15 protein-coding genes and 1 pseudogene are annotated in these 21,684 nt (G+C 61.3%); 6 read left to right on the top strand and 10 right to left on the bottom strand.

Going from position 1 to position 21,684, the window contains the following annotated elements; all coding sequences use genetic code 11:
* Positions 1–110: 110 nt before the first annotated feature.
* Positions 111–536, bottom strand: a complete 426-nt coding sequence (locus PQR27_RS22785; RefSeq protein WP_408525907.1) for a PRC-barrel domain-containing protein — start codon at positions 534–536, stop codon at positions 111–113.
* Between the two features lie 236 nt (positions 537–772).
* On the opposite strand from PQR27_RS22785, the gene PQR27_RS22780 reads away from it, so the two are divergent.
* Positions 773–3,139, top strand: coding sequence for a DNA polymerase II (locus PQR27_RS22780; protein WP_408525906.1), 2,367 nt, complete (start codon positions 773–775; stop codon positions 3,137–3,139).
* 29 nt (positions 3,140–3,168) lie between these two features.
* On the opposite strand, the gene PQR27_RS22775 is transcribed toward PQR27_RS22780, so the two are convergent.
* On the bottom strand, positions 3,169–3,990 hold the full coding sequence (locus PQR27_RS22775; RefSeq protein ID WP_408528271.1) for a LysR family transcriptional regulator: 822 nt from the start codon (positions 3,988–3,990) through the stop codon (positions 3,169–3,171).
* A 139-nt stretch (positions 3,991–4,129) separates the two neighbouring features.
* On the opposite strand from PQR27_RS22775, the gene PQR27_RS22770 reads away from it, so the two are divergent.
* Positions 4,130–4,981 (top strand): alpha/beta fold hydrolase, encoded by an 852-nt coding sequence (locus PQR27_RS22770; RefSeq protein ID WP_408525905.1) that lies wholly within the window; start codon positions 4,130–4,132, stop codon positions 4,979–4,981.
* A gap of 6 nt (positions 4,982–4,987) precedes the next feature.
* On the opposite strand, the gene PQR27_RS22765 is transcribed toward PQR27_RS22770, so the two are convergent.
* From PQR27_RS22765 to PQR27_RS22745, 5 genes are read right to left on the bottom strand one after another with little or no spacing between them, the layout of a single operon-like run.
* Entirely contained in the window at positions 4,988–5,212 is a 225-nt protein-coding gene (locus PQR27_RS22765; protein ID WP_408525904.1) for a hypothetical protein, read from the bottom strand.
* Positions 5,212–6,705, bottom strand: a complete 1,494-nt coding sequence (locus tag PQR27_RS22760) for an efflux transporter outer membrane subunit (protein WP_408525903.1) — start codon at positions 6,703–6,705, stop codon at positions 5,212–5,214. Before PQR27_RS22760 ends, PQR27_RS22765 begins: the two co-directional genes overlap by 1 nt.
* Positions 6,706–6,707: 2 nt before the next feature.
* On the bottom strand, positions 6,708–10,019 hold the full coding sequence (locus tag PQR27_RS22755; protein WP_408525902.1) for an efflux RND transporter permease subunit: 3,312 nt from the start codon (positions 10,017–10,019) through the stop codon (positions 6,708–6,710).
* Positions 10,016–13,123: an efflux RND transporter permease subunit gene (locus tag PQR27_RS22750; protein ID WP_408525901.1), complete on the bottom strand. Its 3,108-nt coding sequence runs from the start codon at positions 13,121–13,123 to the stop codon at positions 10,016–10,018. Before PQR27_RS22750 ends, PQR27_RS22755 begins: the two co-directional genes overlap by 4 nt.
* Before the next feature lie 18 nt (positions 13,124–13,141).
* Positions 13,142–14,383: an efflux RND transporter periplasmic adaptor subunit gene (locus PQR27_RS22745; protein WP_408525900.1), complete on the bottom strand. Its 1,242-nt coding sequence runs from the start codon at positions 14,381–14,383 to the stop codon at positions 13,142–13,144.
* 326 nt (positions 14,384–14,709) lie between these two features.
* Here PQR27_RS22745 and PQR27_RS22740 point away from each other — a divergent pair, with 326 nt between their 5' ends.
* Positions 14,710–15,186: a ferritin-like domain-containing protein gene (locus PQR27_RS22740; RefSeq protein ID WP_408525899.1), complete on the top strand. Its 477-nt coding sequence runs from the start codon at positions 14,710–14,712 to the stop codon at positions 15,184–15,186.
* Here the strand turns inward: PQR27_RS22740 and PQR27_RS22735 are convergent.
* Together PQR27_RS22735 and PQR27_RS22730 are read right to left on the bottom strand one after the other, a co-directional pair.
* Positions 15,174–15,716, bottom strand: coding sequence for a hypothetical protein (locus tag PQR27_RS22735; RefSeq protein WP_408525898.1), 543 nt, complete (start codon positions 15,714–15,716; stop codon positions 15,174–15,176). The genes PQR27_RS22740 and PQR27_RS22735 overlap by 13 nt on opposite strands.
* A gap of 377 nt (positions 15,717–16,093) precedes the next feature.
* Positions 16,094–16,936: a helix-turn-helix transcriptional regulator gene (locus PQR27_RS22730; RefSeq protein WP_408525897.1), complete on the bottom strand. Its 843-nt coding sequence runs from the start codon at positions 16,934–16,936 to the stop codon at positions 16,094–16,096.
* A gap of 301 nt (positions 16,937–17,237) precedes the next feature.
* Between PQR27_RS22730 and PQR27_RS22725 the strand changes: the two genes are divergently transcribed.
* Complete coding sequence (locus PQR27_RS22725) at positions 17,238–17,573, top strand: cupin domain-containing protein (RefSeq protein ID WP_408525896.1); 336 nt, start codon at positions 17,238–17,240, stop codon at positions 17,571–17,573.
* Between the two features lie 194 nt (positions 17,574–17,767).
* Here the strand turns inward: PQR27_RS22725 and PQR27_RS22720 are convergent.
* Positions 17,768–18,773: pseudogene (locus PQR27_RS22720) on the bottom strand (LysR family transcriptional regulator).
* Positions 18,774–19,292: 519 nt separating this feature from the next.
* Here PQR27_RS22720 and PQR27_RS22715 point away from each other — a divergent pair.
* Both PQR27_RS22715 and PQR27_RS22710 read left to right on the top strand, forming a co-directional pair.
* The gene (locus PQR27_RS22715; protein WP_408528270.1) at positions 19,293–20,441 is read left to right on the top strand and encodes an alkene reductase; all 1,149 of its coding nucleotides are present in this window, start codon (positions 19,293–19,295) and stop codon (positions 20,439–20,441) included.
* Positions 20,442–20,569: 128 nt separating this feature from the next.
* On the top strand, positions 20,570–21,364 hold the full coding sequence (locus PQR27_RS22710; protein WP_408525895.1) for an SDR family NAD(P)-dependent oxidoreductase: 795 nt from the start codon (positions 20,570–20,572) through the stop codon (positions 21,362–21,364).
* Positions 21,365–21,684: the final 320 nt, after the last annotated feature.

The raw sequence follows: 21,684 nt of genomic DNA, 5'->3' as shown, positions 1-21,684 counted from the left end.
ACGAAAGGGGCTGTTAAACAATTCGTATCGCGTGCGCCGCTGGTCTGTTATCGCGACACCGGCAAGCGCCGTTGAAGCAACGCTACCGGCGATTCAGCAGATAACAGCCATTACTGCCCGGTCAGCTTTTTAGGCTTCGGCGGCGCCTGCACCTTGCTGTACTGGAACTCAGGCGTCGCCTTCAACGCGTCTTTCGTTGCACCCGCCAGATAGAAATTCCCCGCGCGAATATCGAGCGCGGCGATCGGTACGGCTACGTCATGCGACGCCACGCCGAGGAAACCACCGGTGGAAACGATAGCGGCCGACAGCGATCCATCCGGCGCGATCACCAGATCGCGGATCGAGCCGATCTTCTCGTTCTGATCGTTGTATACCGCTTTGCCGAGAATGCTTTTCTTCGCACTCCAGCCGCTCAGGAGCGCGTTGGACTGCTCCACCGTGACGCTCAGGGGCTGCGTACCGGCGACTTGCGCCTGGGCACCCAGGCTGGCTGCTGCAACGGCGACCACCACAACAAACTTACCCAATGTCATTTCGTTCACTCCGTTGTTGATAGACTGACCGGCGCATGGTTTGCACCGAAGGACGCGCTGCAAAACGATCATACAGACTACGCGGCGCGGCTGCATCCAGCCTGCATGGCCACGCTCACGGCCATGCTCATGACGGCGCCCACAAATGCACCCATACAGCATCCACACACGCACCCACAAACGCATGACGGTAAAATCGCGCAAGGCGTTGACGATGGCCGTTTAAAGGTGGCAGTTTGACTGAGCTTGAACAGGGTTTCATTTTGACCCGGCATTGGCGGGATACGCCCGCCGGCACGGAAGTCGATTTCTGGCTGGCAACAGACAGCGGGCCTCGTCACGTTCGCCTGCGCCCTCAGCCGTCAGTGGCGTTCATCCCGGCCGTGCAGGCCGAGCGCGCCGAAACGGTTCTGCGCCGCGAGGCGCCACTCGATCTGCGTCCGCTCGAATTGTGCGACTTCCAGCGTCGGCCGGTCATGGGGCTTTACTGTCCTCAATACCGGCAATTGACGGGGTTCGAGAAACGTTTGAAGCAAGGCGGCGTCGACGTGTATGAAGCCGACATCTTCCCGCCCGAACGCTACATGATGGAGCGCTTCATCACCGCGCCGGTTTGGTTCGGTGGCGAGTCCCGCGATGGTGGACCGCTTCTGAACAGCGAGTTGAAACCGGCAACGGGCTATCGTCCACCGTTAAAACTGGTATCGCTCGACATCGAAACCAGCGCGCACGCGGAGCTTTATTCGATCGCGCTCGAAGGTTGCGGACAGCGCCAGGTCTATATGCTCGGGCCGCCCAACGGCGAGGCCGGCGAACTCGATTTCGCGCTCGAATACTGCGAAACACGCGCACAGTTGCTCGATAAGTTCAATGCGTGGATCGAGCGGCACGATCCCGATGCGATCATCGGGTGGAACCTCGTGCAGTTCGATCTGCGTGTGTTGCAGCAGCATGCCGAACAGTATCGCGTGCCGCTGCGGATCGGCCGCGGCGGCGCGGTGATGGAATGGCGCGAACACGGCATCACGAAGAACCATTTTTTTGCCGGTGCGGCCGGCCGCCTGATCATCGACGGTATCGAGGCGTTGCGCTCCGCGACGTGGAGTTTTCCGTCGTTCAGTCTCGAACACGTGTCGCGCTCGGTGCTGGGCGAAGGCAAGGCGATCGACAATCCGTACCAGCGAATGGACGAAATCCAGCGTCGTTTCGATGAGGACAAACCGGCGCTCGCCAAGTACAACCTGAAAGACTGCGAGCTCGTCACGCGCATCTTCGCGAAGACCGAGTTGCTGCCATTTCTGCTGGAGCGCGCGTCGGTCACCGGCCTGCCTGCCGATCGCAGCGGCGGATCAGTAGCGGCATTCACGCACCTGTACATGCCGCGGATGCATCGGCAGGGCTACGTCGCACCGAATCTGGGCGATGTGGCCGGTGCCGCGAGCCCGGGCGGATTCGTGATGGACTCGCGGCCCGGCCTCTACGATTCCGTGCTGGTGCTCGACTACAAGAGCCTCTATCCGTCGATCATCCGCACCTTTCTGATCGACCCCCTGGGTCTCGTGGAAGGCATGCAGAATCCCGGCGACGAGCAATCTGTGCCGGGTTTTCTCGGCGCGCGTTTCTCGCGTACGCGCCATTGTTTGCCGTCGATCGTCGGCCAGGTCTGGCAGGGACGCGAAACCGCCAAGCGCGAGCACAACAAGCCGCTTTCGCAGGCCCTGAAAATCATCATGAACGCCTTTTACGGCGTGCTCGGATCCACCGGCTGCCGCTTCTTCGATCCGCGTCTTGCCTCCTCGATCACCATGCGCGGCCACGAAATCATGCACACCACGCGCAAGCTGATTCAGGCCGAGGGCTACGAGGTCATTTACGGCGATACGGATTCGACCTTCGTATGGCTCAGGCACGCGCACAGCGAGGAAGACGCCAGCCGCATCGGCCGGGGGCTGGTGGAGCATATCAACGCGTGGTGGCGACAGAATCTGCAGGAGCGTTTCGGCCTCGAGAGTGCGCTCGAACTGCAATTCGAGCGGCATTACCGGCGCTTTTTCATGCCGACCGTTCGCGGCGCGGAGGAAGGCAGCAAGAAACGCTATGCCGGACTGACTGTGTTGCCCGACGGCAGCGAAGAAGTCGTCTACAAAGGGCTCGAAACGGTGCGCACCGACTGGACGCCGCTTGCGCAGCAATTCCAGCAGGAGCTTTATCTGCGCATTTTCAAACAGCAGCCGTATCAGGATTATGTGCGCGGCTATGTGCGCGATACGCTGGAAGGCAAGCTGGACGACCAGCTCGTCTACCGCAAACGCTTGCGCAGACCGCTTGGCGACTACGAGCGCAACGTGCCGCCGCATGTGCGCGCGGCGCGGGTGGCCGACGAATTCAATCGCCAGCAAGGCCGGCCTTTGCAGTATCAGAACGGCGGATGGATCAGCTATGTGATGACGGTGGCCGGGCCGGAACCACTGGAAACGCTGCGCTCGGCGATTGATTACGAACACTATCTGACGCGCCAGTTGCAGCCCGTTGCTGACGCTATCCTGCCGATGCTGCGCGATAACTTCACGACCTTGATGAGCGGCCAGACGCAATTGTTCTGATGGCCGGCAAGCAGCCTGATTACGTTCGGTTAGCGCCTTAACTCGGAGAGAATCTTCTCCGCGAGAAAATCACATGGGGGCCGCTTCGATCCGGTGCTGCGCGCGAGAACCATTTCAAGCGCGTCGATCTTTGGCAAGCCTTGGGCTTGACCCAGCAGCACGAAGTGCGACGGCACCGCACAGCGTGCCAGCGACACAACGGCAAGGCCCGCCTCGGCCATGGAAAGCAGGCCGAGCAGACTTGGACTTTCATACGAGGTGCGGTAAGTAATCTTCGCGCGTTCGAGACTGCGAATGGCGTTCTCCCGCGCCACGCTGCCTGGCAGGAACACCGCGATCGGCAGCGGCCTCTCGCGCCAGATTTCATCGGCACTCGGCGCCGCAGCCCACTCCATCGGCTCGAAGCGGATGAACTCCCCCGACAAACCTTTGATTCGCGTCGCGCATACCAGATCGACCGAGCCATCTTTCACCATCGGCGCGAGCGCAACGCTTGGCAAACCGACGACCTGAATCTCAACCTTCGGATACGTCGCGGAAAATTTCTTCAGAATCGGTGGCAATAGCGATGAGGCGTAATCGTCCGGCACGCCGATGCTCACGCGCCCGGTCACATCGGGCCGAACCACCGCAGCCCACGCCTCGTCGCGCAATGCGAGCATGCGGCGCGCGTAGGCCAGCAGGACTTCGCCGTCCTGCGTCGGCACCACGCTTCTCGGCTTGCGGACGAACAGCGGCTTGCCAAGCGCGGTTTCAAGCGTCTTGATCTGCATGCTTACCGCCGATTGCGAGCGATGCACGGCCTCCGCCGCCCGGCTGATGTTGCCGGTATCGGCGACGGCGACGATCATGGTCATCACGTCGAGGTCTAGTGCTTTCAATTGGGTTGAGAATTTGAGTTGGTATCAGAAAATCAGATAGATTCGATCAATATTACGCGATTTTCCAAAGCGCCGACATCGGGCATAGTGGCCGCAAAGGAGCCAGTCCATGAACGCGCGTACCGATCTGTCACTTCTTGCCGTCCCCGAAATACAGTTCGCGACCATCGCAGCGGGCATCTGCGTGCCGTACGTCGAATGCGGAAAAGGCGAACCGCTGGTATTTGTGCACGGCTCGCTCTGCGACTACCGCTACTGGAATGCGCAGACTGCGGCTCTGTCGCAGCATTTCCGCTGCATCTCGGTGAGCCTGAGCCACTACTGGCCGGCAAGCGAGGCTTGCATCCAGGGCGAGTTCAGCTGGCAGACGCATGTGGCCGAACTGGCCGAGTTCATCGAGGCGATCGACCTTGGGCCCGTGCATCTGGTCGGACATTCGCGCGGCGGCTGCGTGGCGTTTCATGTCGCACGCGAGTATCCGCGGCTCCTGAAATCACTGACACTCGCGGACCCGGGCGGTCCGCTGCAGATCGACGGGATGCCGGACGCGGCACTCCCCGCCACGACCAATGTGCTGCGTGCGCGCGTCGCTGAACTCATCGAGAACCAGCAGATCGACGCGGGCCTGGAGCTGTTCGTCGATTCGGTGAGCGTGCCCGGATCATGGCGCAAGAGCCCGGGCGCGTTCCGCACCATGGCGATCGACAACGCGGGCACGCTGCCCAAGCAGCTGCGTGATCCGTTGCCCGCCTATTCGCGGGAAACAGCGCGCGACGTGAAGTGCAGAACCTTGCTGATCGACGGTCAAAAAAGTCCCCGGATGTTTCGCAACAACGTCGAAAAACTCACTGAATGGATCGACTATGCCGATCGACAGACCATCGCCGGCGCATCACATGGGATGAATGTTTCGAATGCCGGTGCCTTCAACAGGCTTGTAGACGCCTTTTGCAAGTTTTAGCTCGCGCTAATGCTGCCCGGCGTTCAACAGCATCCAGATCTGCCTCGCCGGCGGCCCAGCCAGAATGCGCGCAAACACCGCGCGACACCGAACACACGTGTAGTGCTGTTCGATTCGCGCATCCTTCACCGCCCCGACGTCATTGACCGTGAGATCACGGTGCGGGGCGGCGCTTGCCGGCTGCCCGTAGAGGTCGGCGCATCGGGCGCATGGTTGAATCCAGAGGTCCATCACGGGCTCCCTGCTGACGCCCCGAAACGGCGCGGGTCGTGCAGCTCGCTATCCGACCAGCCACCGCCCAGGTCGCCAATCAGCGACACGGCATCGAGCAGGCGCTGCTGCCGGACGTTCAACGCGGTTTGCTGATCGTTCAACTGCGTGGTCTGGGCGACGGCTACGGTGGTGTAATCCACGGTGCCGGCCTGGTATTCGTTGAACGCGATCTCCGTGCCATGAATCGCGTCGCTCACGGCGCTGTCCAATACTTCGGCTTGCTGGGCGAGAATCCGCAGCCCGGAAAGGTCGTTCTCCACATTTTCAAATGCGTTCAGCACCGTGCCGCGATAGTTGGCCACGGCTGCCTCGTACGTCGCCCTCGCCGCGGCCACCTCGGCGCTGCGCTCACCGCCATCGAAGAGCGTCTCGCTGGCATTCGCGCCTAGCGACCACACGTGATTCGCGATATGCAGCAGGCCGGCCAACGGCGACTGCGTGAAGCCGTCGAGTGCCGACAGCGAGACGGTCGGGTAGTACGCCGCCACGGCCACGCCAATCGCCGCGTTCGCCGCGGCCATCTGGCGCTCAGCGGTGGCAATGTCCGGCCGGCGTTGCAGTAGCGTGGAGGGGACCCCGGCCGGAATCGTGGGTAGTGCCGGGAGCGCCGTACTGTGAGGGATCGACAGCTCTTCCGGATTCTTGCCGACCAGCACCGCAATCGCGTGGGCGAACTGGGCCCGTGCGACGCCCAGGGCGATCAGACTGGACTGCGCGTTCTCGAGCTGGGTGCGCGCGGTAATCAGGTTCGACGGCGGCACGGTGCCAGCCTTGTCCTGATCGGCAACGACGCGCAGATACGCCTGATAGGCGTCGACCGTGTGCTGCAGCAGATCGATGTTGGCGTCGCTAATCCGCAGGCCGATCACTGAGGTGGCGAGCGCCGTCTGCTCCGACAGGGTGGCATTGGCGAGCGTGGCTTCGCTCGCCTGGGCGGTGGCGGCGCTCTGTTCGATCGTACGGCGGACCAGCCCCCACAGGTCAGGCGCCCAATTCACGCTGCCTTCCAGCGAACCCGAATTATTCACCGGCTGGAAGTTGCCGAACCGGCTGCTCACACCGCTATTCACACCACTGCTGGTCAGACTGCTGGTCGGCGTGCGCTGCCGCGTCACCGAGCCAGTCACGCCGATGGTGGGAAACAACGCGCTGCGCGCCACGCGCACTTCAGCGAGGGCCTCCTGGTAGTTGGCGTAATCCTGACGCACGGTCTGGTTAGACACCGACACCATCGGTTCGAGCTCATTGAGCAGCGGATCGTCAAAGCCGGTCCACCAGTCACCCTTGGGCCCCGCCGCGGCCGGCTCGGCTTGCGTCCATCCCGGCGGCGGGGGTTCCAGATAGGTCGCCGGCACGGGAACCTGCGGCCGGTGATAGTCCGGGCCGACCATGCAGCCACTCGCCAGCAAGGCGACGGTCGCAGCAGCCAGAGAGATCCGGGGCGTGTTCATCTTCATACTTCCGTATCCGTTCGGCGGTTCCACGGCAAGCCGTCGGACCACTTCGCAAGCCTGAAACGCAAGCGGTCGAGGTAAAGGTAGATCACCGGTGTCGTGTACAACGTGAAGACCTGACTCACGATCAGGCCGCCCATCACGGTGACGCCGAGCGGCTGGCGCAACGACGCGCCCTGCCCGATGCCGATCGCCAGCGGCACCGCGCCGAGTACGGCGGCGGCGGTGGTCATCATGATGGGCCGCAGACGCACCACGGCGGCTTCATGAATGGCCCGCCGCGCATCCATGCCTTCATGGCGTTGCAACTGGATCGCGACATCGACCATCATGATGCCGTTTTTCTTGACGATGCCGATCAGCAGAATGATGCCGATCAGGGCGATCACCGAGAAAGGCGTGCCGAAGATCAGCAGCGCGAGCGTTGCGCCGATTCCGGCCGACGGCAAGGTGGACAGGATGGTGAGCGGATGGATCGTGTTCTCGTAGAGCACGCCCAGCACGAGGTAGACGACCACCAGCGCGGCCACGATCAGCAGTGGCACGGTGCCCATGGACTGCGCGTACGCCTGCGCCGCACCGGCGAACGCCCCGTGGATCGACGCCGGCATGCCGATGTCGCGAGCGGCCTTGTCGATGATCGCCCCGGCCTCGCTGAGCGAGCCGCCGCCCGGCAGGTTGAACGAGATGGTGCCGGCCACCTGGCCGCTCTGATGGTTGACCTGGGTCGCGGTGTGGCTGTTGGTGTAGGTCACCATCGTCGGCAGCGGCACCATCGTTTCGGCCGCGGTGCTGTCGGCGCTGCCGCTGGAATTGCCGCCCTTGCTGTTGGAAATGCTGTTGGTGAGCTGGTTGGCTTCGGCGTCCGCATTCAGCGCGTTCGTGTTGCTGCCCGCACTTTGCGTGCTGCTCACGGCCACGGGCTGCCGAGGCGCACTGACCGTGCCGCCCGGCATCCGTGTCTGCTGAGTGCCGCCCGGATTGCCCGCAGCCGTGCTCAGAAAGATCTGGTCCAGGGTTTGCGGATACTGCCAATATTGCGGCGCCACTTCCATCACCACGAAGTACTGGTTGAGCGCGTTGTAGATCGTCGAAACGGTCCGCTGGCCAAATGCGTCATAGAGCACATTGTCGATCTGGTTCGGCTGGAAGCCATAGCGCGCCGCGGTAGCACGGCTGATCTGAAGATAGGTTTGCAAACCGTTTTGTTGCAGATCCGAGTTGACGTCGAGTAGTTGCCCACGATACTTGCCGAGTTCGGTCACGAGCTTCGGCACCCACGTAAACAACGCGCTGGCATCGTCGCTGGTCAGCGTGTACTGATACTCGGCGGCGGCCTGCCGGCCACCGATCTGCAGATCCTGCTGGGCCTGCAGGAAGAGCCGCGCGCCCGATACCGCACTCAGTTCCGGGCGCAGGCGGTTGACTACCTCGGTGGCCGTGCGATGGCGCTCGGCAAGCGGTTTGAGTTCAATGAAGACGGTGGCGGTGTTGAGCGCGCGGCCGCCGGTGAAACCCGCGACCGAGGCCACCGCGGGGTCCCGCTGGACAATCGACTGCAACTGCGCCAGCTTCTTTTCCATCGCCGGAAACGAGATGCTCTGGTCGGCGATGATCTGCCCGATCAGGATGCCGGTGTCCTGCTCCGGAAAAAAAGTGGCGGACAGTAGCTTGAAAAGGAATACGTTGAGCACGAGCAGTGCGATCAACAGGAGGCCGACGAGCAACGCGTGGTCGAGCACGGCATTCAGCGAGCGTGAGTAGGCATCCCTGAAACGCGTGAACTGTGCCTCGAACCAGCGCGCCATGGGCCGCTGCGAGTGCTGCGCATGCTGACGGCTCAGCACGTACGCGCACATGGCCGGCGTAATCGTCAGGGAAATCAGCAGCGATAACAGGATCGCGATGGACAGCGTCACAGCGAATTCATGAAACAGCAAGCCGACGATGCCCGGCATCAACAGGATCGGCAGGAACACCGCGATCAGCGAGAGGCTCATCGAGATGACGGTGAAGCCCACCTCGCCGCTGCCGCGCAGCGCGGCTTCCTTCGGATCGAGCCCGGCTTCGAGGTGGCGCACGATGTTCTCCAGCACCACCACCGCGTCGTCGACCACGAAGCCGGTGCCGATCGTCAACGCCATTAGCGAGAGGTTGTCGATGCTGTAGCCGAGCAAATACATCGGTCCGAAGGTGCCGATGATCGACAGCGGCAACGCCACCGCGGGAATCAATGTGGCACGCGGCGACAGAAGGAATACGAAGACCACGCCGACCACCAGCAGCACGGCGATGAAAAGCGTGCGCTCGGTATCGCTCACCGAAGCCCTGACCGACTCGGAGCGGTCGATCGCAACGCTGACATGAACGGCGCTCGGCAACGCCGCCTCGATCGACGGCAGGCGCGCCCGGATCTGCCCGACAGTCGTGACCACATTGCTGCCCGGCATCGGATAGACGATCACGAGCACGGCCGACTTGCCGTTGTACAGGCCGCCGTTGCGGATGTTTTCGTTCGAGTCGAGCACCTGGGCGACATCGCGCAGCAGCACCGGTGCGCCGTTGCGATACGCGATGATGAGGTCGCGGTACGGCGCGGCCTTGCTGATCTGATCGTTGGACAGGATCTCGTAGCGCTGCTCGCCCTGGTCGATGTGGCCCTTCGCGCTATTGGCGTTCGCCGCGCCGATCGCCGCGCGCACGTCTTCGAGGCCGATGCCGTAGCTGTTGAGCTTGCCCGGCTGCAACTCGACCCGTACCGAGGGCAACGCGCCGCCGCCCAGCGTGATTTGCCCGACGCCGTCGACCTGGGAGAGTTGCTGCTGGATCACCGAATCGGCGGAATCGTAGAGTTGCGCCTTGGTGAGCGTGTCCGACGTCAGCGCAAGCACCATAATCGGCGCCCCCGCCGGGTTGTACTGGCGGTAGGTGGGATTGCTGCGCAGCGTGGTCGGCAGATCGGCACGGGCCGCCTGAATGGCGGCTTCGACGTCGCGGGCGGCACCGTTGATATCGCGGTTCAGCCCGAACACGATGACGATCAGCGAGGCGCCGACATAGTTGGTCGAGGTCAACTGGCTCACGTCGGCGATCGTGGCGAGCCGCCGCTCCAGCGGCTCGGCCACCGTGGCGGCCATGATTTCCGGGCTGGCGCCCGCCATGTTCGCCTGCACGACGATGACCGGATAAGCAATGTTCGGCAGCGGCGCAACCGGTAGCCGGGAATAGGCCAGCAGGCCGGAGAGCAGGATCGCCACCGCCAGCAAGGTCGTGGCGACGGGCCGCCGGATGAAGAGCGCCGAGATGTTCATGGCGCGCTCCGCGCTGCGCGCTCGGCGGCGCGCCGGCGCACGCGCTCGGCAAGGCGGTCGAAAAAGAGGTAAATGACCGGTGTGGTGAACAACGTCAGCATCTGGCTCAAGGTCAGGCCGCCGATAATCGCGAGCCCGAGCGGCCGGCGCAGCTCCGAGCCCGTGCCGGTGCCGAGCAGCATCGGCAACGCGCCGAGCATGGCCGCGAGCGTGGTCATCAGGATCGGCCTGAAGCGCAGGAGCGATGCTTCGAAGATGGCCTCTCTCGCCGACTTGCCGTGTTGACGCTCGGCTTCAAGCGCGAAGTCCACCATCATGATCGCGTTCTTCTTGACGATGCCGATCAGCAGCACGATGCCGATGATGCCGATCACGTCCAGGTCGCTGCCCGCCAGCATCAGCGCGAGCAATGCCCCGATACCCGCGGACGGCAAGGTGGAGAGGATCGTCACCGGATGAATGTAGCTCTCGTAGAGCACGCCCAGCACGATGTAGACGGCCACCAGCGCGGCGACGAGCAGATACACCTCGCTCTGCAACGAATCTTCGAACGCCTGGGCCGCGCCCTGAAACGAGGAGGTGATCGACGGCGGCAGATTCACCGCCTGCTCGGCCCGGCGTATCTGGTCCACCGCGGTACTCAGCGAGGCGTCTTTCGCCAGGTTGAACGAAACGGTGACGGCGGGGAACTGGGCCAGGTGGCTGATCACGAGCGGCGACGTCGTCACCTTGATTTTGGCGATCCCGCTGAGCGGCACCTGGCCCGTGCTGCTGGTCTGGCTGGGCAGATACAGGTTGCCGAGCGATTGCAGGTCGGGCAGCGCCTCGGGCTTGGCCACCAGAATGACCCGGTACTGATCGGACTGCTCGAAGATGGTCGAGACGATGCGCTGGCCGAGCGCATCGTAGAGCGCATTGTCGATAGTCGCCGCCGTGATGCCGTAGCGCGCGGCCAGTTGCCGGTTGACCTCGACATTGACGCTCAAGCCCTGGTTATTCAGATCGCTGGTCACGTCGGTGATTGCGGCGATCTGCTTCATCCGCGCGATCAGCGCGGGCACGTACTGATCGAACGTCTGCTGGTTTGGCCCGCGCAACACGAACTTGTACTGGTTCGGCGAGACGGTGGTGTCGAGCGTGAGATCCTGCTCGGGCTGCAGATAGAGCGTGATCCCCGGCACCCCGGCGACCTCCTGCTGCACGCGCCGGGCGATCTGCTGTGCGTTCAGCGAGCGGTCGTCGCGCGCGCGCAGATTGATCAGAAAGCGGCCATTGTTCAGCGTGGTGTTGGTGCCGTCGATCCCCACGTACGAGGTGACCGAGGTGACATCGGGATCCTTGAGAATGGCCTCGGCCAGCGCCGCCTGGCGTCTCGCCATCGCGGCGTAGGACACCGAATTATCGGCCACGCTGATGGCCTCGATCACGCCGACGTCCTGCGTCGGAAAAAGTCCCTTGGGAATCACGATATACAGGATCGCCGTGAGCGCCACCGTGCCGAGCGCCACCAGCAGCGTCAGCGTCTGATGATCGAGCACCCAGCGCAGCCCGCGCTCATAGCCCGTGAGGGTCTTGTTGAAGAGGCCCTCGCTGATACGCTCGAAGCGGCTCGGATGCCGTTGCGCCTGCGCGCGCAGAATACGCGCGCAGAGCATCGGCACCACGGTCAGCGAGACCACCGCCGAAATGACGATGGTGACGGCAAGCGTGACGGCGAATTCGCTGAACAGCCGCCCGATCACCCCGCCCATGAACAGCAACGGGATCAGTACCGCGATCAGCGAAACCGTCAGCGAAAGAATCGTGAAGCCGATCTGGCCAGCGCCTTCGAGGGCCGCCTCCAGCGGACTCCTGCCCTCCTCCAGATAGCGCACCACGTTCTCGATCATCACGATCGAGTCGTCGACCACGAAGCCGGTGGCGATGATCAGCGCCATCAACGAGAGGTTGTCGATCGAGTAGTTCAGTTCGTACATCACCGCCAGCGTGCCGACCAGCGAAACCGGCACCGAGATGCTGGGGATGATGGTCGCCGGCACGTTGCGCAGGAACACGAAGATCACCAGCACCACCAGCACCACCGCCAGCACCAGCTCGAAGGCCGCGTCGGAGACCGACGAGCGGATCACCCCGGTGCTGTCGGACACCACCGTCACCTGCATGCCCGCCGGCAGCGTGGATTCCAGCGTGGGCAACAGTTTCGTGATCTGGTTGACCGTGGCGATCACGTTCGCCCCCGGCTGACGCTGCACATTGAGCACGATCGCCGGCGTACGGTTGTACCAGGCGCCTCGCTCGACATCCTGCGGGGCCTGACTGACCCGCGCGACGTCGCGCAGGTACACGGGCGCGCCGTTCTGGTAGGCGATGACGGTGGCCAGATAATCGCTGGGGTCGACGATCTGGTCGTTGGCGTTGATCGTGTAGTCCAGCTCCGGGCCGTCGAAATTACCTTTCGGCTGACTGACATTGACATTGGCGAGCAGCGTGCGCAGATCGTCGAGGTTCAGGCCGTAGGCCGCCAGTTTCTGAGGGTCCGCCTCCACCCTGACCGCGGGCACGTTGCCGCCGGCAAGCGTGACGAGGCCCACGCCCGGCACCTCGGAGATTTTCGTTGCAAGCCGGTTGTTGGCTGCGTCCTCCAGCTGGGTCAGCGACATCGAGCGGGACGTCACGGCCAGGGTGAGGACAGGCTGGTCCGCGGGATTGACCTTGGCGTAAGTAGGCGGCGCCGGCAGACCGCTCGGCAGGTAGCTGTTGGACGCGTTGATGGCCTGCTGGACATTCTGCTCGGCGACGTCGAGATTCAGCGCGAGATCGAACTGCATCGTGATGACCGATGCCCCTTCCGAGCTGTAGGAAATCATCTGTTGAAGGCCGGGAATCCCACCCAGTTGCACCTCCAGCGGCGCAGTGACGGTGGTTGCCATCACCGCCGGGCTTGCGCCCGGATAGAAGGTCTGCACCTGGATAGTCGGGTAGTCGACGGCAGGCAGCGAAGAGACCGGCAGAAAGCGCACCGCCACCAGCCCCACCAGCACGAGCGCGATCATCAGCAGCGAGGTCGCCACCGGCCGGAGAATGAACAGGCGGGAGATGTTCATCGGCTCGTGGTCCGCCGCTTACGAAGCTTGCGAGGCGCTGGCCGGCGCCCGCTTCGCGACGCCACCAGGCGCGCTGGCAGAGGACCCAGCGGACGCAGCGCCGGCCGGCGCCGGCTGCTTCGCCGCGGCAACCTTCACTTTTACGCCGTCACTCAGCCGGTCCATGCCGTCGGTGACGACGGTGTTGCCCGCCGCGAGTCCCGACACGATCACGGTGTGCCTGCCATCGCTCGGGCCGAGGGTGACCTTGTGCACGGACACGGTATCGTCGGCATTGACCAGATAGACGTAATCGCCCGGCGCGCCGCTTTGCACGGCGGGCGTCGGCACCAGCACGGCGTTCTGGAGCGTATCGACCAGCAGCTTCACGTTCACGAACTCGTTCGGAAACAGCGCTTCGTCGTCGTTCGCAAACGTCGCGCGTAGCGTGACCGTCCCGGTGCTGGTGGCCATCTGGTTGTTGATCGCGTAGAGCGTACCGGTCGCCACCTGCTTGCTGTTGTCGCTGCTGTACGCCGTGACCGGCAGCTTCGCGCCGGAATTGATACGCTGCAGCACAGCGCCGAGCGCGTTCTGCGGCACGGTAAATTGCACCGTGGTCGGCTTCATGGTGGTGATGACCACAATGCCCGGCTGGCTTGACGCGGTGACGTAGTTGCCGGGGTCGACGAGACGCAGGCCGACCCGGCCGGCAATCGGGGCGGTGATGCGGCAGTACGCGAGGTCGAGTTCGAACTGCGCGATATTGGCCTGATCGGCCTTGACCGCGGCCTCGTCCTGGCGAACGAGGAATTGCTGATCGACATAGGTCTGCTCGGCGATCGACTTGCGCTCGTTCAACTGCGTGTAACGGGCAAGGTCGGAGCGGGCCTGCGCGAGGGCGGCCTGGTCTTTGGCGAGTTGGGCCTCGGCCTGCTGTTTGTCGATCTCGTACTGGCGCGGATCGATCTGGGCAAGAAACTGCCCTTTCGCCACATCCTGACCTTCCCGATAGCCGACTGCTGTCAGGTAGCCGCTCAATTGCGGCAACACGGTGACGGTGGCAACGGGCGTGACCGTGCCCAGTTCGCGCAGGATCACCGGCATCTCGCCGAGGCTCGCAGCGGCGGCTGTCACGACCTGCGGTTCCACGCGAGGCTTCGGTGCTTTCTGGCGAAACAGGTGCACCAGCACCAGCGCGACCAGCGCCAGCAAGATCACCCCGAGCAGGATTCGCCCGCGCCGGGCGCGCCTGGGCTTCGTGGACGTCACTTCGCTCATGCCCACCTCCGAAAGCAGCGGCCGCCCCTTACGATCAGGTTGCTTCGGTTCAGCGAAACGGAATGGCCGTGTGGGGAAGTCTAGCTAACTGCCGCGTCGTCTTCGAAAGATTGTCAACGCTATGGATGAAGAATGCGCTTAAAAGTACCGGCACGCGCTGCGCCGCGCAGGAGTACGCGCGTGGCGAAACGCGCGCGCCCGAACTAATGCCTTGCGCGATCTCCTTACGCGACTACATTTAACCCATATCCGTCAAAACCAGATGGCGTGATGCGAGCAGCGAGTCGCGGAATGCTTCTGCCGCGTGACATTCAAGGAGACACCAAATGGCAGAGATCGACAAGGAAGAAGTCGTTGCAGTGCTGAACCGGATTCTCGAATCCGAGTTGGCCGGAGTCGTCCGATATACGCACTACTCGTTTGTTGTTTTCGGATTCGGACGCATTCCGATCCAGTCGTGGCTGCGCGAGCAGGCCGATGAATCGCTGCTGCACGCACAGCAGGTCGGCGAGTGGATCACCACCCTGGGCGCTTATCCGTCGCTTGCGATCGGCCCGCTGCTCGACTCGCACACCTTCGATATCGGGTCGATCCTGCGCGAGTCACTGCAAGCCGAGAACGTCGCCTTGACGCATTATCGTGATCTGCTCGCGTTGGTCGCGGACCGCTCCGTTGCACTCGAGGAGTTCGCCCGGCAGATGATCCATGTCGAAGAGATGCACGCAGGCGAAGTCGACAAGATGTTGCGCCGCCCGGGAGAAGTGACGACATCGGCAGAGCGGCAGACGGATCAAGGCAGGTGATCGTTGCCGTTCTGCTCGTGGAGCGGGTCAGGGCTCTTCTGGGTCGTGCGGAGCACGCCAGTCTGATCGAAATAGAAATTGAACATCAGGTACCACACGCCGTCTTCCAGATAGCGATAGCTCCATACTTCTCGCTTCATCATCGGAAAGTACGCGGTTTCCTCCGGGCGGCCGAAATTGACGAGCACGTCCTGCTTCGTCCACTTGTCGATCTCTGCCCGATAGAACTCGCTCGGCTGAAGCACTTGCCGCACGCTGATCACCTTGCCCGTCGCGTCGATGTCCGCGGCCGTGGTGACTTCACCATACGGCTGGGTCGGCCACATCAGACGCTTTGCGCCGCCAGGCAGGTCGTAGACTTCCTTCGGCTGGCCTAGTCTCGCGATCACATCGCCTTCCGCCTCGCCGGCCTGAAAGCCCTGCCAAGGCTGCGCACAGGCGCCCAACACCAGAACCGCCGCACAGCTCAACGCGGTGGCGACCTTGCCACATGCATCGACGAAGCGCTGACGGTCATATGGATAGTCCATTTCGTACTCCGCTAGAGATTTTCTCGAGCTCGAGCCCCTTGGTACGCGGCCCCATTAGTCCGATTGCGAGCATGACGATTAGCATCGCACCGGCGATAAAGACGAACACCCCCGTGGTGCCGAACTCCTTTAACATCGCGGCAATCTTTTCGCGGCCATCGTCTTTAGCTCCAATGCCAATGTCTGACCAGCAACTCCGAGCATCATTGCGAGAGTGTCCTGCGATACGGTTATTTCCCGCCGAGTCTGCCGTTTAATCAGGTAAGCGCATCGCGATTGGGCGATGCGCTGCGTAAAATCGTGTCCCGCTCGAATCGCAGGAATCACTGGGCAGCGGTGAGGAGTTTTCGGTGTGGCAAATTTGATTCATCGTCTGCTTATGGCATGAATTCGACCATCCGCCGGTATTGACTCGGTGTAACACCCTGCTGGCAAGCAAAGAAGCGTGTGAAGTTTCCCGGCGAATCAAATCCAAGATTAAGCGCAATGTCGTGTAGTGATGTCTCTGCGCGAGAAACGCTCTCGATAGAAGACTCCATCTTGAGCATGCTGCTAAAAGTAGCGGGCGTCATCCCCGTCTGCTTGCGAAAGAGATGAAAGAAATGAGGCCTTGATAACCCGACGTTTTGGGCAATGACGTCGAAATTGAGTGCCACTCCTCCCAAACGTCTCATCGCTTCCAATGACTCGCGGATTCGAGCGTCGTACGCAACTCCGCCAACGAGGCGCGATGACGAGAGTTCGTGCCATCGCGTGACCTCGCCCGTCAATTCAATAATCATCTGAACAATAATATCTTCGACGGCTTCACGCGAGGAACCTTCACGCGCAGTCAGCAGATCTAGCAAGTCAGTACGCAGTTGTGACAGCTTGCCTCGGAGTAGCGCGCACGGTTCGGAGAAGAAGTGCGGATGAATGCTGTAAGCGAATCGTTTGTCAACGTTCTTCAGCCATTGAGGCTCGAGATAAAGCGCAAGCAGCACCGTAGAAGGTGACTCGTGCTTGTGCGTGTAGAAATGCGGCTCCCATGCATTGACGAGCACCACATTTTTATCCGAAAGATGGTGCTCCCGTTCTCGCACACCGAACTGGATGTCGGGACCGCCGACCCTGAAGATGACATGACAGACGCGATGGGCATGAACGACCATGGTTCTGTCGAGCAGCAACAACGCCACTCGCCCAAAGGGTCCGTGAAGAATTCTCAGTGGCTCTGACATCGTGCTCGCCTCCTATGCTCACTTCGACACGCCTTTGAAACGTGCTTTGTGGAAGGAATCGTCATCCGGAATGAGAAGTTGGTTTTCTCCCTGAGAATTTCCCACATCCCCCGTGAAGCGGCAATCGGGATATTTGCCCAAACTTATCTACACGGACTCGGCGATACCGGGCGATGCCTGAAATCTTCCGGCCGTCGCGGCGAGCCCGACCATCCCCTCCAAAGGGGATGACTCAGAAGGTCAATCGCCAAGCAACGAGATCGCGCGTTGCGCGATTCGCCGAACTCAAAAGGAGGCAGTTATGGCTGGCGTAGGCACAGAGAAAGTGTTTGAGAACGACAAAGTAATCGTGTGGAACTTCGTACTGCAAGCAGGCGAAGAAACCCCCGTGCACACCCACGAACGGGCGTACATGTGGTACGCGATAAATGGTGCTCCCTTGCAGATTTTCGATGAAAGCGGGAACGATCTGGGTACGTTGGACGTGCCGACAAGTGCTATTTATTCGCTTAAATATGATAACGGCTACCTGGAAGTCATTTCTGAAGTTGGGAAGGGCATACGGGTTCCAGCAACGCACAAAGCACGAAACGTCGGTAGCCAACCGTACAGAGAGGTACTCGTCGAATACAAATGACACGTTTAATACCGGGGCCGCAGCTTTGCCGGTTCGGGTGTTTGCACTAAAAGCCCAACACCGGACGCATAGGCGAAGTTCTCGCCCGTGCGTTCGGATTACGGAGGCGTTCGGGCTCGTCGAGCACAACTGACTGCCTTGCCCCCTTGAGGAATGTTCAGTGCGAAGCCCTCTTCAGACACGGCGCACGCAGCCTACTTGTCCAGATCAATGGTTTTTCGCCCCTCGCTTTTTTCGACTACTTTTTCGACTACTTTTCCGACTACGTTAGCACCCGCATTCAAATAGGCATCCAGGTCATGTGAAACCACCGAAAAACGTTCCACCAGGAAATCGAGGAGGACGCGCACGCGCGGCGCCATATACCGGCTACGTTGATACAGGGCGTGCACAGGAACATCTGGAGACCGCCACTCCGGCATCAGAATAGTTAGTTTCCCCGTGCGGAGATCCGATCCGATGTCCCACACGGATTTCATCGCTATGCCGTAACCAGCCACTGCCCACTCGCGCGCGAGCGCGCCGTCGTTTGTCTCCCGGGCATTTCCAAGGGGCACTGTATAAGTCTCGATCTCATCGCCGCGCGTGAACCTCCAGTCGTTCGCAAGCCCGGATGCCGTCCCGAGAACGATGCAGTCGAAACGCGCCAGGTGCTGCGGACGCTCCGGCGCGCCGTGCTTCGCCACATACTCCGGCGATGCACAAAGCACGCGACGATTGGGTGCCAGGTGCCGAGCGACAAGCGAACTATCGGGAGGGACGCCAAATCGGATCGCAATGTCAATTTCATCAAGCAATAGATTCGACAACGAATCGGACAAGATCACCGCGAATGTAACCTCCGGATATTGAACGTTGAACTCGTCGAGCCAACCCTTGAGGACATGACGGCCGAAATCCGAAGTAGCCGAAATCCGCACTTTCCCACGAACAATGCTCCGACCAGCCTGCAGCGCTGCATGGGCATCCTCCAGTGACTGAAGCGCCTGCTGACAATGCAGCAAATAAATCCGCCCCTCTTCTGTGAGCCGTAGCTGGCGCGTCGTGCGCTCAAAGAGTCGCGTATGCAGAATCGCCTCCAGTTTCACAAGGCGCGCACTCGCGGCGGCCGGAGACAGCCCGAGTTTTCGTCCGGCTACAGATAGTCCACCCAGGTTCGCCGCTTCCACAAAAAAGCCGGATGTCACCGAGGTTCTCCACGATATTTCCGTTCCTTTTGAAGATCATTCAAATCTTACGCCAATTATCAAAATGTGCAGAGCTCTGCAGAATGTGCCACATCAGCAATCAGTCACCGCACATATGAAGCTCGACCACGCAACCATCGTTACCAGAGACCTCGAAAGCGCCCGGAGTTTCCTTTGCGACATTGCCGGCCTGATCAACGGCCCTCGACCTCCTTTCCGGATCGGTGGCTATTGGCTATACGCCGACGGCCGCCCAGTCATCCATCTGGTCGAATCGACAGTTCGCGCTCCCGAAGGGAGGACCGCACCTCGTATCGACCACGTTGCGCTGCGTGTCGAAGACGCCGCGGAGTGGATCGCACTCCTCGGCCGCATGCGGTTAAACAACGTTCCCTATCAACTCGCCGAGGTGCCACTCGCCGACGAACTTCAGCTCTTCGTGTCGTTGGCACCTGGCGTTGTCGTTGAATTCGTAACCCGGTTAGGCAATTCCATTTCAACCATCGTCAACCAGGCAGGGATATCCGCAATCATGTCGACTACGACTTCGCCACTTTTCACCCCGACCACCGTTGCCGGCCACAAGCTCGCTCATCGCGTCGTGATGGCGCCCATGACGCGTGCACGTAGCACCCAGCCCGGTGACGTGCCCAATGCAACGAACGCCCGCTACTATGCCCAGCGTGCCTCAGCTGCCTTGATTGTGACCGAAGCCTCCCAGATCTCCCCACAAGGCAAGGGCTATTCCTTCACGCCGGGCATCTATAGCCCCGAACAGGTCACCGGATGGCGACTTGTAACCCATGCAGTTCACGCTGCCGGCGGCCGGATCTTCCTGCAACTTTGGCACGTGGGCCGCATGTCCCATCCGGACTTCCACAATGGAGAGTTGCCAGTCGCTCCTTCCGCCACGCCGTTCGACGCCCAGATCTGGAAGGTTGACCCGAACACCGGCGTCGGTGGCATGTTCGACTGCCCGACCCCGCGCGCACTGACCCGCGACGAGATCAAGGGCGTCGTAGCCGATTTTCGCCGGGCTGCACGCAACGCGATGGATGCAGGCTTCGACGGTGTAGAGGTCCACGGTGCCAACGGCTACCTCGTTGACCAGTTCCTGCGTACTACGTCCAACACGCGCACGGACGAATATGGTGGATCGCGCGAGAACCGTTTGCGCTTTCTCAAGGAAGTCGTCAATGCCGTAGCAGACGAAGTTGGTGCAGAGCGCACGGCCATTCGCCTGGCTCCGTTCCTGACCGCTCGCGGCATGGCCTGCCCCGACATTCTGCCGACCATCCTCGAAGCCACCGAATACCTACAGGCACGCGGCGTGGCCTATCTGCATCTGGTCGAAGCGGACTGGGACGACGCACCGCAATTCACCGAGGAATTCCGTCAGGACATCCGAGCCCACTTCACTCGGCCGATCATCGTTGCCGGCAATTACGACAAGGCGCGCGCCGAATGGGTTCTGTCCAATGGCTACGCCGACCTGGTCGCCTTCGGCCGGCCGTTTGTCGCCAATCCGGACCTCCCGCGCCGGTTCGCCGAGGGCCTGCCGTTAAGCAGCTTCGACGGCAGCACGCTGTTTGGTGGCGATGAGCGTGGCTACAGCGACTATTCGGCTTCGCAGGAAGCGGCCGTTTCCGAAACAGCCCAGGACTTCGTCAGCGTTTCCTGAATCACAGCGCCGCCTACACGCATTTCTCGGACTTCAATACCCCAGTGAATCTGGGGGCCAGCAATCCCTGACAGGTTAAATGCGTGCGGGGCTGTAATGCCAATTTACCCCAATGTAAGGAGCAGAAAATGTTTGTTTATCGCGGCTCGACCGCCCTGATTACCGGTGCATCGAAAGGACTAGGGAAGGTCTTCGCGGAGACACTTGCATCACGTGGCATGAACCTCGTGCTGGTAGCCCGGTCTAGCGATGTTTTGAATGCCTTGGCGGAAGACATTGCAAGCAGGTACGGCGTGAATTGCGTTGCGCTCAACGCCGACCTGGCCGCTCCCGAAGCCGCCATAAAGATCGATGACGAACTCAAGCGCCGCGGCATTCGCATTGACCTGCTCGTCAACAACGCTGGGCTAGGACTGACTGGCAGTTTCCTCTCGCACGATTTCAAGAAGGAACAGTCGGCGATCCAGGTCAACGTTCAGACGGTTGTCGCCCTCGCTCACCTGTTTGGTCGAGGTATGGCAAAACGTGGCACAGGTGGCATCATCAACCTCGCATCCAACGCGAGCTTTCAACCGCTCCCTCATATGGCAACCTATGCCGCGACCAAGGCATTCGTTCTTTTCTTCAGCGAGGCGCTGCAATTCGAGCTCGTCGGCACGGGCGTGCATGTGATGGCTGCTTGCCCAGGTCCAACGGCGACGAGCTTCTTTGATGGCGTTTCGACCAATGTATCGCCAAAGGATATGGACCGCTCGGAATCGGTTGTTCAAAAAACACTGGAGGCCTTCGACCGACGGAAAGCGGTTGCCTATCCGGGACGGACAAGCGTGCGAGCCGCTACCTGGTTGTCGCGATTTCTTCCCCGGGCGATCGTAGTGCGCCTCGCGGCGATGGCCAGCGCCAAAATGGGTCTGCACAGCTAACAGAATCCGCATACATCAAAACATATCGGACACGGTCGCCGTACGGCACTATCTTCTCGTACTTCAACAACATGCGATTCGAAGATTTGTACGCCCCGCCGAACCTTGCTGTACGAATAACAGTCATCCAGACCGCCTGATCAGATACACCGCTCATCTCGAAGTCCGTCATTTAACATACCACTTGCTCTTTGAATTCACAGTGGTATTCTTTTGTGAGCGGATGATTCAAACCGTCCTCAGCCCGACATCGGACACGGCCACTCACACGGTCGAAGCCGGGACTCTGGGCAGCCCACGACACAGTTATCTCGTGATCC

The organism is Paraburkholderia fungorum (assembly GCF_046027215.1).
GTDB lineage: Bacteria > Pseudomonadota > Gammaproteobacteria > Burkholderiales > Burkholderiaceae > Paraburkholderia > Paraburkholderia fungorum_D.
The sequence above is the reverse complement of the archived record's forward strand: the minus strand, read 5'-3'. Positions and strand labels throughout refer to the sequence as shown.

What these genes read in the sequence shown, in the direction of transcription:
- PQR27_RS22785 (WP_408525907.1), bottom strand. Translation starts at nt 536, where the DNA reads ATGACATTGGGTAAGTTTGTTGTGGTGGTCGCCGTTGCAGCAGCCAGC.
- PQR27_RS22775 (WP_408528271.1), bottom strand. Translation starts at nt 3,990, where the DNA reads ATGATCGTCGCCGTCGCCGATACCGGCAACATCAGCCGGGCGGCGGAG.
- PQR27_RS22770 (WP_408525905.1), top strand. Translation starts at nt 4,130, where the DNA reads ATGAACGCGCGTACCGATCTGTCACTTCTTGCCGTCCCCGAAATACAG.
- PQR27_RS22765 (WP_408525904.1), bottom strand. Translation starts at nt 5,212, where the DNA reads ATGGACCTCTGGATTCAACCATGCGCCCGATGCGCCGACCTCTACGGG.
- PQR27_RS22760 (WP_408525903.1), bottom strand. Translation starts at nt 6,705, where the DNA reads ATGAACACGCCCCGGATCTCTCTGGCTGCTGCGACCGTCGCCTTGCTG.
- PQR27_RS22755 (WP_408525902.1), bottom strand. Translation starts at nt 10,019, where the DNA reads ATGAACATCTCGGCGCTCTTCATCCGGCGGCCCGTCGCCACGACCTTG.
- PQR27_RS22750 (WP_408525901.1), bottom strand. Translation starts at nt 13,123, where the DNA reads ATGAACATCTCCCGCCTGTTCATTCTCCGGCCGGTGGCGACCTCGCTG.
- PQR27_RS22745 (WP_408525900.1), bottom strand. Translation starts at nt 14,383, where the DNA reads ATGAGCGAAGTGACGTCCACGAAGCCCAGGCGCGCCCGGCGCGGGCGA.
- PQR27_RS22740 (WP_408525899.1), top strand. Translation starts at nt 14,710, where the DNA reads ATGGCAGAGATCGACAAGGAAGAAGTCGTTGCAGTGCTGAACCGGATT.
- PQR27_RS22735 (WP_408525898.1), bottom strand. Translation starts at nt 15,716, where the DNA reads ATGGACTATCCATATGACCGTCAGCGCTTCGTCGATGCATGTGGCAAG.
- PQR27_RS22730 (WP_408525897.1), bottom strand. Translation starts at nt 16,936, where the DNA reads ATGTCAGAGCCACTGAGAATTCTTCACGGACCCTTTGGGCGAGTGGCG.
- PQR27_RS22725 (WP_408525896.1), top strand. Translation starts at nt 17,238, where the DNA reads ATGGCTGGCGTAGGCACAGAGAAAGTGTTTGAGAACGACAAAGTAATC.
- PQR27_RS22715 (WP_408528270.1), top strand. Translation starts at nt 19,293, where the DNA reads ATGTCGACTACGACTTCGCCACTTTTCACCCCGACCACCGTTGCCGGC.
- PQR27_RS22710 (WP_408525895.1), top strand. Translation starts at nt 20,570, where the DNA reads ATGTTTGTTTATCGCGGCTCGACCGCCCTGATTACCGGTGCATCGAAA.